We start from the raw sequence: 13,746 nt of genomic DNA, 5'->3' as shown, positions 1-13,746 counted from the left end.
TGCGGCACAGAGCCCCAACCGCATTTATTTTCAATTACTTCAAATTACGCTTCTGATACTCGCCTGCCGCCTTCACAAAACCGGCGAACAGGGCGTGGCCATCACGGGGAGTCGAGGTGAACTCCGGGTGGAACTGCGCCGCCACGAACCAAGGGTGATCCGGAATCTCGATAATTTCCACCAGCTTCTTGTCGGCGGAGAGACCGGTCACCTTCAAGCCGGCCGCTTCGATCTGCGGCAGCAGCTTGTTGTTCACCTCATAACGGTGACGGTGGCGCTCGTAAATGGTCGGGCTGCCGTACATCTGGCGCACCTTGGAGCCTTCCACCAGGTGGCAGAGCTGGGAACCCAGGCGCATGGTGCCGCCCAGATCGGATTTCTCGGTACGGGTCTCGACGTTGCCCTCTTCATCCACCCACTCGGTGATGAGGCCGACGACCGGATAGGCGCAATCTTTCTTGAATTCGGAGGAGTGAGCACCGGCCATGCCCGCTACGTTGCGAGCAAATTCGATCATGGCAACCTGCATGCCGAGGCAGATACCCAGATAAGGGATCTTGTTCTCACGGGCATACTGGGCGGCCAGGATCTTGCCTTCCACGCCACGCTCACCGAAGCCACCCGGCACCAGGATGGCGTCCAGACCTTCCAGCAGCTCGGAGCCACGGGTCTCGATGTCCTGGGAGTCGATGTACTTGATGTTGACGGAGAGACGGGTCTTCAGACCACCGTGCTTGAGCGCCTCGTTGACGGACTTGTAGGCATCCGGCAGGGAGACATACTTGCCGACCATGCCGATGGTCACTTCTGCAGTCGGGTTGGCCTCTTCATAGACCACCTGCTCCCACTCGGACAAATCGGCTTCCTTGCACTCCAGGCCGAAGCGGGCGATGAAGTAGTCATCCAGATTCTGGGACTTGAGCAGGGCCGGGATCTTGTAGATGGAGTCGACGTCCTTCATGGAGATGACGGCGCGCTCTGGCACGTTGCAGAACAGGGCGATCTTGGCACGCTCGTTGGCCGGGATGGCGCGATCGGAGCGGCAGATCAGCACGTCTGGCTGGATCCCGATGGAGAGCAGCTCTTTGACGGAGTGCTGGGTCGGCTTGGTCTTCACCTCGCCGGCGGCGGCCAGGTAAGGCACCAGGGTCAGGTGCATGAACATGGCATTGTCGCGGCTCACTTCGGCAGCCAGCTGACGAATGGCTTCGAGGAACGGCAGGGACTCGATGTCGCCCACGGTACCGCCCACTTCGACGATGGCCACCTGATGGCCTTCGGCGCCGGCAATCACCCGCTCCTTGATGGCGTTGGTGATGTGCGGGATGACCTGGATGGTGGCGCCCAGATAGTCACCACGACGCTCTTTGCGCAGCACGTCGGCATAGATGCGGCCGGTGGTGAAGTTGTTGCGACGGGTCATCTTGGTGCGGATGAAACGCTCGTAGTGGCCCAGATCCAGATCGGTCTCGGCCCCGTCCTCGGTTACGAACACTTCACCGTGCTGGGTCGGGCTCATGGTGCCCGGATCCACGTTGATATAGGGGTCCAGTTTCATGATGGTCACATCCAGACCACGGGCTTCCAGAATGGCTGCCAGAGAAGCTGCGGCAATGCCTTTGCCGAGGGATGAAACAACGCCACCAGTTACAAAAATATATTTTGTCGTCATGCTGAACCTGAAAGAAGTTTAGGGAATTTTAAGGGGTGCTTCGGGGATGAAGCAGGACGGGGAAACAGTATACCAAAACCCCCTCTCCCAAACAATGAACAAAAATCTATCAGGCTCCCCGCCGCCCCGTCTTGCGCCAAATCAACTTTGCTCGGTTTCCTTGGCCTTGTTCCAGGCCTCGTCCAGCTTCTCCAGGGAGCAATCGGTCATTTTCAGCCCTTCCGCGGCAATAAACTGCTCAACCTGACGAAAACGGCGTTCGAACTTGGCGTTGGCGCCCCGCAGCACCTGCTCGGGATCCTTGCCCAGATGGCGCACCAGATTGACGGTGGCAAACAGCAGATCGCCGAGCTCGTCGCTCACCCGCGCCTCGTCCACGTCGACCATCAGCGCCTCTTCCATCACCTCCTCGATCTCCTCGTGGATCTTGTCCACCACAGGCCCCAGCGTCTTCCAGTCGAAGCCGACGGTGGCGCAGCGCTTCTGGATCTTGGCGGCGCGGGTCAGGGCTGGCAGCGAGAGGGGGATGTCATCGAGCACGCTCTCCTTGTCCAGCGCGGCCCGCTCCCTGGCTTTTTCCGCCTCCCAGTTTACCTTGACCGCCTGCTCGTCACCGAGGTCCGCATCGGAGAACACATGGGGGTGGCGGCGAATGAGTTTCTCGCTCACCGCATCGACGATGTCGGCAAAATCGAACAACCCCTGCTCCTTGCCGAGCTGGGCGTAGAAGACCACCTGGAACAGCAGATCCCCCAGTTCCCCCTTCAATCCTTCCCAATCCTGGGTCTCGATGGCATCGGCCACCTCGTAGGCCTCCTCCAGGGTGTGGGGCACTATGGTCTGGAAGCTCTGCTTGAGATCCCAGGGGCAGCCCCCGTCCGGGGAGCGCAGTTGAGCCATGATGTCGAGCAGTTGAGGGAGGTCGTAACGTTGGGACATGGGATCTTCGCTTTCGATTCGTTAAAGGGGGATTACCTAGCATCAGGCCACGCAGCCGGTCAATCTCATGTCGGACAACTGGGGCAGGTCGTCACCTTGGGACATGAGAGGGTCGCTTCACTTCGTTCAAAGAGTTAAAACAGGACCGGCCACGGGGGCCGGTCACTATTTATCGGGTATCAGAGGCGCTTGGCGCTGATCACGTCATTGAGCTGGCTGAGCTTGGCCAAGGCCCGGTTGAAGGCGTTGATGTTGTAGATCTCCAGCTCCATGTCGATCTCGGCGGTCTGCTCGCGCACGTTGGAGCGCGAGCGCACCCCCATGACGTTGATCTTCTCGTTGGCCAGCACGGTCGTGATGTCCCGCAGCAGGCCGGATCTGTCGTTGGAGAGGATGCGGATGGTGAGACCATAGCCGCCGGAGTAGTTCTCACCCCAGACCGCGTCGATCAGTCGCTCCGGGTTGCGGCGCGACAACTCTTTCAGCTGCTCGCAATCTTCCCGGTGGATGGAGACGCCGCGGCCCATGGTGATGAAACCCTGGATGGAGTCCCCCGGGATGGGCTGGCAGCAGCGGGCAATGTGGGTCATCAGATTGCCGACCCCTTCCACCACGATGTGATCCTTGGCCTTGGGGCGGAAGGGCGCATTGGCCTTCTGCTCCAGCTTCTCCAGCAGGCGGCGGTCTTCTTCCTCCGCCGTCGGCTTGTTGTAACGGGTGTCGAGGTAGTTGAGCAGCTGGTTGATACGGATGTCGCCGCTGCCGATGCCGGCCAGCAGATCTTCCAGCTCCTCGGCGTGGAAGCGCTCCAGCACCACCTTGTCCACCTTGGAGAGCGTCAGGTTGTGCCTGTCCAGCTCCTTCTCCAGCAGCTCCTTGCCGGCGGCGATGTTCTTGTCACGATCCAACTTTCTGAACCAGGTCGCCACCTTGGCCCGCGCCCGGCTGGAGCGCAGGAAGCCCGCATTGGGGTTCATCCAGTCGCGGCTCGGGTTCGGCTCCTTCTGGGTGATCACCTCCACCTGATCGCCAGTCTGCAGCGTGTAGGTAAAGGGCACTATGCGGCCATCCACCTTGGTCCCGATGCAGCGGTGGCCGATCATGCTGTGGACGTGATAGGCGAAATCGAGCGGGGTGGCCCCCGCCGGCAGGTCGATGACGTCCCCCTTGGGGGTGAACACATAGACCCTGTCCTCGAACACCTGACTGCGCAGATCGTCCAGCAGGGAGCCGCTCTCGGAGAGATCCTCCTGCCAGGCGAGGAGCTTGCGCAGCCACTCGATCTTGTCTTCGAAGGTGCTGGTCTTGGCGGCGGCCTGGGCCCCTTCCTTGTAGCGCCAGTGGGCCGCGACGCCGAGTTCGGCATCCTGATGCATCTGCTCGGTGCGGATCTGGATCTCCACCGTCTTCCCCTCCTCCCCCACCACCACTGTGTGGATGGACTGGTAGCCGTTGGGCTTGGGGTTGGCGACATAGTCGTCAAACTCGCGGGGAATGTGGTGGAAATGGGTGTGGACTATGCCGAGCGCCGCATAGCAATCCTGCAGCCGCTTGGTGATCACCCGCACCGCGCGCACGTCGAACAGCTCGTTAAATTCGAGGTGCTTCTTCTGCATCTTGCGCCAGATGCTGTAGATGTGTTTCGGGCGGCCGTAGACTTCGGCCTCGACCCCGGCCTCCGCCAGCGCATCCCGCAGGGACTGCACGAACTCGCGGATGTAGCGCTCCCGATCGAGTCGTTTCTCGTCGAGCTGCTTGGCGATCTGCTTGTAGGTATCCGGGTGCAGGTAACGGAAGGCGAGATCTTCGAGCTCCCACTTGAGCTGACCTATGCCGAGGCGGTTGGCGAGGGGCGCATAGATGTTGGTGATCTCCTGGGCCATCAGCACCCGGGTCTCCTCATCCGCCAGCTTGGCCTCCCGCAGGCAGGCGATCCGCTCAGCCAGCTTGATGACGACGGCGCGCACATCCTCCACCATGGCGAGCAACATGCGGCGCACGTTGTCCACCTGCTCCGGGGAGGTCTCGCTGCGGTGCAGGGTCTGCAGGGAGCGGATGGCCTCCATCTCCAGCACCCCTTCCACCAGCTTGGCGATCTTGGGACCGAAGTCCTCGTTCACCTTCTCCTGCTTGATGAGGCCGGCTTCGACGAAGGGATAGAGAATGGCCGACTTGAGGGTGGCGAGATCCATGCTGAGCATCAGCAGTATGCCCACCATCTCGACGCCACGCACCAGCAGGCGGTTGGTAAGCGCCTCGTCGCCAAGCGTCAGACAGTACTGGTAGACGGTTCGCAGTTGATTCTTGTCGCTTTCACTCAGGGTAAGGGAACTGACCCACTCCTCCAGAGTGAAATTGTCTTTCAAATGAATTTCGCGCACCGCAACCATGGTATCAATCCTTAAAATTGTGGGGCCGAAAGCCGATGCTTTCTGCCATCCCCTCATCAGCTGATGACTGCCTCAAATGGGGATGCGCGGGAGAGTTTTCAAGGCATGTTGCCGATCCCGGCAACAGGTTTCTCTCGCACATCAGGCCCATTTTTGCAGATCTAGATTACCCTAATCACCCCTGCGCAAACAGCGCTACCGGCATCGTAAGACCGACAAAACGCAGTACCGGCAATCTGAAAACAACCTGCTCAATCCCGTTCAAACAGCGCCATGGACTCCAGATGACCGGTGTGGGGGAACATGTCCAGCATCCCCAGGCGAGCCAGTCGATAACCCCCCTTCACCAGCACCTGGCTGTCCCGGGCCAGGGTGACAGGGTTACAGGAAACATAGACCACCCGCTTGGGCGAAAGTGCCGCCACGTGGCTCATGACTTCCAGCGCCCCGGGCCGGGCCGGATCCAGCAGCACCAGATCGAAGCCTTCCCGCGCCCAGGACATACCGACGATGTCGCCGCTCAAATCCGCCTTGTAGAAACGGGCGTTGTCGATGCCGTTGCGACGGGCGTTCTCCTCGGCACGGGCCACCATGGCGAGCTCCCCCTCGACCCCCACCACTTCACGGGCCTGACGGGCCAGCGGCAGGGTGAAGTTGCCGATGCCGCAGAAGAGATCCAGCACCTTGTCGTCCTTGGTCGCCCCCAGCCATGCCAGCGCCTGGGTCACCATGCTCTGGTTGATGGGGCCGTTGACCTGAATGAAGTCGCCAGGGGCGAATGCAAGAGACAGGCCATCGAGGGTGTAGCTCGGCTGAAATTGTTGACGCAGGGGTTCGATGCGCTCATCCGCCGCCTGCAGATAGAGATCTATCCCCTGGGCCTCGGCAAATGCCAGCAGCAGGGCGCGATCCGCCTCGTTGGGGCGACCCGTGTGGCGCAGCAGCATCATGATGCCCTGTTCGGCCTGGATGAGCTCCGCATGTCCCAGCTCGCGCTGGCTCTTCAAGCGATTGAGGCACTCGCGCAGGGGGGTGATGAGGGCAGAGAGGGGATCGGCCAGCACGGGGCAGCCTGCCACCTCCACCAGGTCATTGGATTGACGGCGGCGGAACCCCACCCGGGTGCAACGACCGTTCTTGTCAAACTTGATGGCGAGACGGCAGACCCGGCGATAGCTGCGGGACTCTCCCTTGAGCACGGGCTCGAGCGCCGGTGCCTTGATGTTGCCAAGGCGCTCGAACAGGCTGACCAGCCCGGCCTCCTTGACCGCCTGCTGATCCGCTTCGCCGAGGTGCTGGGCACTGCAACCGCCGCACTCGCGATAATGGGGGCAGAAGGGATCGATGCGATTGGCCGCCGGGGTCACTATCTGTTGCAGGGCGGCGTGGGCATAGTGCTTCTTGTCATCGACGATGCGAGCCTTGATCAGCTCACCGGGGAGTGCCCCTTCGACGAAGATGGCCTTGCCCTGATGACGGCCGACACCGACACAGTGGTGGTCCAGACTGTCTATCGTAAATTCAATACGTTGGGGCTGGGTGGATTTCTTTTGGGGCTTGAAAAACTGGGCCATAAAACTTGGTGCCTATAGGTGGCTATGTCATGATTGTGGAATCTGCAGCAGGCCATTGTCCCACAAGAATAATAGTATGACCAAATGCGGCCTGAGGGCCCGAGCTGCGGCCTCTGCCCCATTGCCCAATCTGACCATAAGTGGCCCATTGATATGACAGGATACGGCCTGAGCGCCCGTACGGTGACATCGACTGTATTGCCAGCCCTCCCCCTGCGCCCACACGCCCCCGGGGTTATGGTCTTCATCATGTTTGCCGGCGGTTTATCAGCATGACCAAGTACGGCCTCAGAGCCCGTGTACTGGCATTTACCATATTGCCAACCCTGATCATCGGCGGCCTGATCGCCGGTTACTTCACCTTCCACCGCTACCATCAGCTGGAAAACAACCTGATCGATCAGGGCATCAACATCATAGAGCCCCTGGCCATCGCCAGTGAATATGGCATGACCCAGCACAGTCGCGAATCCCTCAAGCGGCTGATCGGGCTGACCCATCGCAAGAACTCCCCCTTCATCAAGTCCATCGCCGTCTTCACCCAGGAGAACCAGCTGTTCGTGACGTCCAACTATCACAGGGACTTCAGCCAGCTGCGACTGCCGGACGGCAGCGCCATCCCGGCCCTGACCAGCGTCACCTTCAATGGCGATGACATCATATTGCGCACCCCCATCCAGGCCGAGACCAGCCTGGACGGCTTCCCCCTGCCGAGCGATCTGGAGCCGCCTGTCATCGGCTACATCTCCATGCAGCTCGCCACCGACAGGGCCATAGTCCTGCAGTATCGCGACGCCTTCTTCGCGGTGATCATCGTGCTCATCGGCCTCGCCATCAGCACCCTGTTCGGCTTCCGCCTGGTCAAGAGCGTGACCCAGCCCATCACCGACATGGTGCAGGCGGTGCACCGGATCAGGGAGGGGCGCCTCGATACCCGGGTCAGCGGCCAGCTCACCGGCGAGCTGGACATGCTGAAAAACGGCATCAACGCCATGGCCAAGGCGCTCTCCGAATACCACGAGGAGATGCAGCAGAACATCGATCAGGCGACCTCGGATCTGCGAGAGACGCTCGAGCAAATAGAAATCCAGAACGTCGAGCTCGACATGGCGAAGAAGCGCGCCCAGGAGGCGGCCCGGGTCAAATCCGAGTTTCTGGCCAACATGTCCCACGAGCTGCGTACCCCGCTCAACGGCGTCATCGGCTTCACCCGCCAGTTGCTCAAGACCAGCCTGACCCCGAGCCAGACCGACTACATGCAGACCATAGAGAAGTCGGCGCGCAACCTGCTCGGGATCATCAACGACATCCTCGACTTCTCCAAGCTGGAGGCGGGCAAGCTGCAGCTGGAGCACATCCCCTTCAGCCTGCGGGACACCCTTAACGAGACCATGCACCTGCTGGGACCGAGCGCCCACGACAAGCAGCTCGAGCTCTCCTTACAGGTGGATGCCGCCGTGCCGGACTACCTCACCGGCGACCCCATGCGCCTGCAACAGGTGCTGACCAACCTCACCGGCAACGCCATCAAGTTCACCGAGCGGGGCAACGTGGATGTGCGCGTCGAGCAGACCGGGGCCCCCAACGGCAGCAAGGTTCGCCTGCGAGTCCTCATCCGGGATACCGGCATCGGCATCTCGGAGGAGCAGCAGCGCCAGCTGTTCCAGGCCTTCAATCAGGCCGACTCCTCCATCTCCCGCCGCTATGGTGGCACCGGGCTTGGCCTGGTCATCACCCAGAAGCTGGTGCAGCAGATGGGAGGCCAGATCCGTTTCGAGTCCGAGCTTGGCAAGGGCTCCGTCTTCTCCTTCAATCTGGAGCTGGATGTCTCCCCCCTGCCCCAGACCGAGCGGCTGCCGCTGGATCGCATCCTGGGCAAACGGGTCTGGCTGCTGGAGCCGGATCCCTTCACCCACGCCTCCCTGCTCGCCCTGCTGGCCGAATGGCAGCTGGACGTGCACTCCCTGACCATGACCGACGACTGGCCCGAGATGGGCAGCCAGGACATGGTGATCATCGGCAGCAGCACACTGCATACCCCCCAGCAGGTGATCACCCGTCTCGATGGCCTCAGCGGGCAACAGAACACCATAGTGCTGCTCAGCAGCCACGAGCCGGCGCTCTATGACGCCATGTTGGCCCATGGCGCCGCCCACTGCCTCTCCAAGCCCATCAACCACCGCAAGCTGCTGCACGCCCTGCTCTCCCCCGAGGCGGCCAGGCGCACGCCGCTGCCCGCGCCGGTCCCCCACAGGGTACAGGCCGTCAAGGTGCTGGCGGTGGATGACAACGCCGCCAACCTCAAGCTCATCGCCGCCATGCTCAAGGAGATGGTGACCGAGGTGGTGGTGTGCAAGAACGGCAAGGAGGCGGTCAACCTGGCCCAGAGCCAGCCGTTCGACATCATCTTCATGGACATACAGATGCCCGTCATGGATGGCATCAGCGCCACCCAGGCGATCCGCCATCACTCCCTCAACACCGAGACCCCCATAGTCGCGGTCACCGCCCATGCCATCCCGGGCGAGCGGGAGCGGCTGATCCGCCAGGGCATGGACGACTACCTGGCCAAGCCCATCGACGAGGGCATGCTGGCGCAGCTCATCACCGACTTCGCCCACAGGCGCCACCAGAACCAGGGGGATCAGCAGATAGACTGGACCCTGGCGGTGCGCCAGGCGGCGGGCAAAGAGGATCTCGCCAAAGAGATGCTGACCATGCTGCTGGCCAGCTTCGACGAGGTGGAACCCATGCTGGACGAGGCGCTGGCGGGGGAGGTGGAGGATGCCGAGGTGCTGGCCCAGCTCCATCGCCTCAACGGCGGCTGTGCCTACTCGGGGGTGCCCGGCCTGCAGCGCCTGCTCTCCCAGCTCGAGCAGCAGCTGCGCGACGGCGTGCCCGTGAGCGAGCTCGAACCCGAGCTGCTGGAGCTGCAAGATGCCCTGGAGCAGGTGAGGCAGGAGGCCCCTCGTTACCTCTCCCTGGCCGAGTGAGGCGCTTTTTCTGACTGCGGGGCCCGCAGATGGTAAAATCGCGCCGTTTCCACAGGAGTCAACATGACCAACAACGATATTCTGCGCCGCCTGCGCTACGCCCTCACCATCAGCAACGATCAGATGGTCGAGATGTTTGCCAAGGGCAACCTGACTGTCACCCACGCCCAGCTCCACAGCTGGTTGCTGAAAGAGGCCGCGGAAGGGGAAGAGCAGGAAGCCGGCTATGCCGCCTGCCCGGACTCGGCACTGAGCCAGTTCCTCGACGGCTTCATCGCCGTGCGTCGCGGTGTGCGGGAAAATGCCCCGCCCCAGGTGATCCCGAACCGGATCAACAACAACCTGATCCTGCGCAAGCTGCGCATCGGCCTCGACTACAAGGAAGAAGACATGCTGGGCACCCTCAAGCTCGCCAACTTCAACCTCTCCAAATCCGAGCTGAGCGCCCTGTTCCGCGCCAAGGATCACAAGCACTATCAGGATTGCGGGGATCAGATCCTGCGCAACTTCCTCATCGGCCTCACCGCCAAGTACAGGACAGCGCCATGAGCCCGCGCGCGCGCGTCACCCTCAGACAGCGCGCCTGAGCCATGGGCCAGCGCACCTGCCCCCCGTCATTCCGCCTGGGCGGCAGGCCGCGCTGGCCATCCCTTGTTGTCTGTGCCCCCTGGCCAGGCAGATGCCGCACCATACTGCTGTCACTCTGCCTGCTGGGGCTCGGCGCCTGCCAACCGGCGCCTTATCAGCTCGCCACCCGTCATGTCAGCGCCAACCAGAATGAGCGCATCGCCTTTCTGATCCTCCACTACACCGACGAGGACGACGCCCGCTCCCTGCGCCTGCTGACCGAACCCGAGCACAAGGTGAGTGCCCACTACCTGATCCCCCGCGACACCGACGAGCGGCCGCTGCCCGTCTACCAGCTGGTGCCCGACAGCCAGCGCGCCTGGCACGCCGGTCGCAGCCGCTGGCATCAATATGCCGGGCTCAACGCCAGCTCCCTCGGCATCGAGATAGTCAATCTGGGTTATCCCACGGAAGACGAAGCCCTGCCCGCTCACCAGCGGCGCTGGCAACCCTATACCCGGGCCCAGATCGCCGCCCTCGGCGCCCTCGCCCGGGATCTGGTCGATCGCTACCACATTCCCCCCACCCAGGTACTGGCCCACAGCGACATAGCCCCTGAACGCAAGCAGGATCCCGGCCCCCACTTCCCCTGGCGCGAGCTGGCCCTGCACCATGGCGTCGGCGCCTGGCCAGACGAGGCCAGAGTGGCCGAGCTGCGCCAGGCACAGCTCATCCCCTGGGATGCGCTGCAATGGCAGCAACGGCTCGCCCGCTACGGCTACGGCCTCCCCCAGCACGGCGATTGGGATGAGCAGAGCCGCGCCGCCATGCGTGCCTTCCAGCTCCATTTCCGTCCCGCATTGATCACCGGCGAGCCGGATGCCGAGTGTCAGGCCATCCTGATGGCCCTGCTGGAGCGGTACTTTCCCGAGCCAGACTGATGTTGTCCCGATATTTCCGCTGACGCAGCGTGTTCCCAAGCCGCGCCGCGATGCGCCTCCCTGCCGAACTCCATTTCCGCCCCGCCCTGATCACCGGCGAGCCGGATGCCGAGTATCAGGCCATCCTGATGGCCCTGCTGGAGCGGTACTTTCCCGAGCCGGGTTGAGCCCCCAAAAAACAACAAGGGACGCCGAGGCGTCCCTTGTCTGTGCGATGCAGGCAGACCGGCATCAGATCCCCTGACGGGCTTCCTGCATCAAAAGGCGCATGTCGCTGACCGCCTTGGCCAGACCGTCGAAGGCGGCACGGCCTATGATGGCGTGGCCGATGTTGAGCTCATAGAGCTCGGGAATGGCGGCGATGGCCTTGACGTTGTGGTAGTGCAGGCCATGGCCGGCATTGACCTTCAAGCCCTTGCCGGCGGCATAGGAGGCGCCAGCGGCGATGCGCTTGAACTCGGCGTTGCGCTCCGCATCCGTGGTGGCATCGGCATAGCGGCCGGTGTGGATCTCGATGAAGGGGGCACCACTCTCGGCGGCCGCATCGATCTGGATGGGGTCGGCGTCGATGAAGAGCGACACCTGGGCACCGACGGCGGCGAGGCGGGTCACCGCATCGGTCACCTTGTCCAGCTGACCGGCCACGTCCAGGCCGCCCTCAGTGGTCACCTCGGTGCGCTTCTCCGGTACCAGGCAGACAAACTGGGGCTTGATACGGCAAGCGATGCCGATCATCTCCTCGGTCACCGCCATCTCCAGGTTCATCCTGGTCTGGATGGTCTGGCGCAGTATCTCCACGTCGCGGTCGGTGATGTGGCGGCGATCTTCACGCAGGTGAACCGTAATGCCATCGGCACCGGCCTGTTCGGCCACGAAGGCGGCCTGGACAGGATCCGGATACTGGGTGCCGCGGGCATTGCGCAGGGTGGCGATATGGTCGATGTTCACACCCAGATAGATTTCACTCATTGAGGACTCCTTGAAACTCTTCATCTGTTGACTGCGCGGTCAGCGAATCACTCCGCGCCAATATCCATATGTCTGTAATCTGTGTCAGCCTTGCATGCTGGCTTTACGTTTTAAAAACAGCTCCCGGCTCTTGAGCTGGCGTTTGCCAAGATAGGGCTGCAGCGCCAGCCGGCTGAAGCGCTTGGCCGCCTGCAGCAAGGGAGGGGTATCGAATCGCCCCTCGGCGAAGGCCAGCAGGTGGGCGCCGAGGAACAGGGTACGGGGATCCGGCGCCCGCTCGCAAGCGACAAAGCCGAGCTCCCGCTCGAAGCCGTAGAGCAGATCGGGCTGGATCGGGGTGTCGTCGTCGGCGGCATATTCGAAATCCACCGCATAGCCCAAGGCCTGCAGCAGCAGGAACTCGAAGCGGCGCAGGGGCAGCTCCGGCGTCTCGCCATCCGCCAACGCCATCAGGGCACGGGCATAGGCGTCGAACACCTCGGGGAAGGGGGTATGGGCTTCGAGCAGGTAGTAGACCAGCTCGTTGAGATAGAGGCCGTAGAAGAGGCGATCGCCACCGAGTCGCAGGGAGTGATCCGGGCATTCGACCTGGGCGAGGTTCTTGAGATCGCCCTTGCCACGCCAGCTCATGGTGAGCAGGGTGAAGGGTTGCAGCAGCCCCTTCAGAGGGGAGCGTGGCCCGCGGGAACCGCGAGCCACCAGGGTAAATCGGCCGCTATCCTGGGTGAAGACCTCGACCAGCTGGCTGGTCTCCCGATAGGGCCGACTGTGGATGACGAAAGCCGGGTTCAGCAATCAGTCGTCACCATAACCCAGGCTGCGCAGGGCGCGCTCGTCATCGGCCCAGCCGGACTTGACCTTGACCCACAGCTCCAGGTGCACCTTGTTCTGGAACAGCCGTTCCATGTCGAGGCGCGCTTCGGTACCTATGGTCTTGATCTTCTCGCCCTTGTTGCCGATGACCATCTTCTTCTGGCCATCGCGCTCCACCAGGATCAGACCATGGATGTGGTAGAGGCCGTTCTCTTCCACCTTGAAGCGCTCGATCTCCACCGTCACCGAGTAGGGCAGCTCCTCGCCGGTGAAGCGCATCAGCTTCTCGCGGATGATCTCGGAGGCCATGAAGCGGGACGAACGGTCGGTCACGTAGTCTTCCGGGAAGAAGTGAACGTTCTCCGGCAGCAACGGCTTGGCCCACTCGCGGATCTTCTCCACGTTGGTGCCCTTCTCGGCGCTGATGGGCAGAATGTGGGCAAAGTTCATCTGCTGGCCCAGCCACTCCAGGTGAGGCAGCAGATCTTCTTTCTCTTTGACGTTGTCGATCTTGTTGACCGCCAGCACCACGGGACAGTGCAGGTGGCGCAACTTGCCGAGCACCATCTCATCGTCCTTGGTCCAGTGAGTGCCGTCGACCATGAAGACCACCATGGCCACGTCCCCCAGGGAGCTGGTGGCGGCGCGGTTCATCAGGCGGTTGATGGCCCGCTTCTCTTCGATGTGCAGACCCGGGGTATCCACATAGATGGTCTGGTAGTTATCCTCGGTGTCGATCCCCAGGATCCGGTGACGGGTGGTCTGGGGCTTCTTCGAGGTGATGCTGACCTTCTGGCCAAGCAGCTTGTTGAGCAGGGTGGACTTGCCCACGTTGGGGCGGCCCACGATGGCGACAAAGCCGCAATAAGTGGTATCTGTCATGCCAGT

At 62.2% G+C, this 13,746-nt stretch carries 10 protein-coding genes and 1 pseudogene; 4 read left to right on the top strand and 7 right to left on the bottom strand.

The features are described from left to right. Positions 1-34 precede the first annotated feature (34 nt). The 4 genes from pyrG to rlmD all read right to left on the bottom strand — a co-directional run bounded on the left by pyrG (position 35) and on the right by rlmD (position 6,575). Positions 35-1,672, bottom strand: a complete 1,638-nt coding sequence (gene pyrG / locus AC1IN8_RS13530; protein ID WP_139434027.1) for a glutamine hydrolyzing CTP synthase — start codon at positions 1,670-1,672, stop codon at positions 35-37. 141 nt (positions 1,673-1,813) lie between these two features. Then, positions 1,814-2,611, bottom strand: coding sequence for a nucleoside triphosphate pyrophosphohydrolase (gene mazG / locus AC1IN8_RS13525; protein ID WP_202047202.1), 798 nt, complete (start codon positions 2,609-2,611; stop codon positions 1,814-1,816). A 179-nt stretch (positions 2,612-2,790) separates the two neighbouring features. After that, positions 2,791-5,001: a GTP diphosphokinase gene (relA, locus tag AC1IN8_RS13520; protein WP_005332770.1), complete on the bottom strand. Its 2,211-nt coding sequence runs from the start codon at positions 4,999-5,001 to the stop codon at positions 2,791-2,793. A 251-nt stretch (positions 5,002-5,252) separates the two neighbouring features. Beyond that, positions 5,253-6,575 carry a 23S rRNA (uracil(1939)-C(5))-methyltransferase RlmD gene (gene rlmD, locus AC1IN8_RS13515; RefSeq protein WP_319916428.1) on the bottom strand — a complete coding sequence of 441 codons (1,323 nt, stop codon included), beginning with the start codon at positions 6,573-6,575 and terminating at the stop codon, positions 5,253-5,255. Positions 6,576-6,847: 272 nt separating this feature from the next. Here rlmD and barA point away from each other — a divergent pair, with 272 nt between their 5' ends. The 4 genes and pseudogenes from barA to AC1IN8_RS13495 form a co-directional block, all read left to right on the top strand. After that, positions 6,848-9,568, top strand: coding sequence for a two-component sensor histidine kinase BarA (gene barA / locus AC1IN8_RS13510; RefSeq protein WP_479759133.1), 2,721 nt, complete (start codon positions 6,848-6,850; stop codon positions 9,566-9,568). A 63-nt stretch (positions 9,569-9,631) separates the two neighbouring features. Next, entirely contained in the window at positions 9,632-10,117 is a 486-nt protein-coding gene (locus AC1IN8_RS13505; RefSeq protein WP_139434022.1) for a YehS family protein, read from the top strand. A 41-nt stretch (positions 10,118-10,158) separates the two neighbouring features. Then, the gene (locus tag AC1IN8_RS13500; RefSeq protein ID WP_479759131.1) at positions 10,159-11,076 is read left to right on the top strand and encodes an N-acetylmuramoyl-L-alanine amidase; all 918 of its coding nucleotides are present in this window, start codon (positions 10,159-10,161) and stop codon (positions 11,074-11,076) included. 38 nt (positions 11,077-11,114) lie between these two features. Next, positions 11,115-11,243, top strand: a pseudogene (locus tag AC1IN8_RS13495) (N-acetylmuramoyl-L-alanine amidase); the annotation flags it as partial. Positions 11,244-11,307: 64 nt separating this feature from the next. Here the strand turns inward: AC1IN8_RS13495 and pdxJ are convergent. From pdxJ to era, 3 genes are all read right to left on the bottom strand, one after another. Continuing rightward, positions 11,308-12,045, bottom strand: a complete 738-nt coding sequence (gene pdxJ / locus AC1IN8_RS13490; RefSeq protein WP_041205039.1) for a pyridoxine 5'-phosphate synthase — start codon at positions 12,043-12,045, stop codon at positions 11,308-11,310. Positions 12,046-12,129: 84 nt separating this feature from the next. Continuing rightward, positions 12,130-12,840, bottom strand: a complete 711-nt coding sequence (gene recO / locus AC1IN8_RS13485) for a DNA repair protein RecO (protein ID WP_005332779.1) — start codon at positions 12,838-12,840, stop codon at positions 12,130-12,132. Continuing rightward, the gene (gene era / locus AC1IN8_RS13480; protein WP_139434018.1) at positions 12,841-13,740 is read right to left on the bottom strand and encodes a GTPase Era; all 900 of its coding nucleotides are present in this window, start codon (positions 13,738-13,740) and stop codon (positions 12,841-12,843) included. Positions 13,741-13,746: the final 6 nt, after the last annotated feature.

This window comes from Aeromonas sp. 130281 (genome assembly GCF_056642115.1).
Note: the sequence above shows the minus strand (reverse complement) of the source record. Positions and strands in the feature narration are given on the sequence as shown.

Coding starts and splice junctions, on each gene's coding strand:
- rlmD (WP_319916428.1), bottom strand. CDS start 6,575: ATGGCCCAGTTTTTCAAGCCCCAAAAGAAATCCACCCAGCCCCAACGT.
- pdxJ (WP_041205039.1), bottom strand. CDS start 12,045: ATGAGTGAAATCTATCTGGGTGTGAACATCGACCATATCGCCACCCTG.
- pyrG (WP_139434027.1), bottom strand. CDS start 1,672: ATGACGACAAAATATATTTTTGTAACTGGTGGCGTTGTTTCATCCCTC.
- mazG (WP_202047202.1), bottom strand. CDS start 2,611: ATGTCCCAACGTTACGACCTCCCTCAACTGCTCGACATCATGGCTCAA.
- barA (WP_479759133.1), top strand. CDS start 6,848: ATGACCAAGTACGGCCTCAGAGCCCGTGTACTGGCATTTACCATATTG.
- AC1IN8_RS13505 (WP_139434022.1), top strand. CDS start 9,632: ATGACCAACAACGATATTCTGCGCCGCCTGCGCTACGCCCTCACCATC.
- era (WP_139434018.1), bottom strand. CDS start 13,740: ATGACAGATACCACTTATTGCGGCTTTGTCGCCATCGTGGGCCGCCCC.
- relA (WP_005332770.1), bottom strand. CDS start 5,001: ATGGTTGCGGTGCGCGAAATTCATTTGAAAGACAATTTCACTCTGGAG.
- AC1IN8_RS13500 (WP_479759131.1), top strand. CDS start 10,159: ATGGGCCAGCGCACCTGCCCCCCGTCATTCCGCCTGGGCGGCAGGCCG.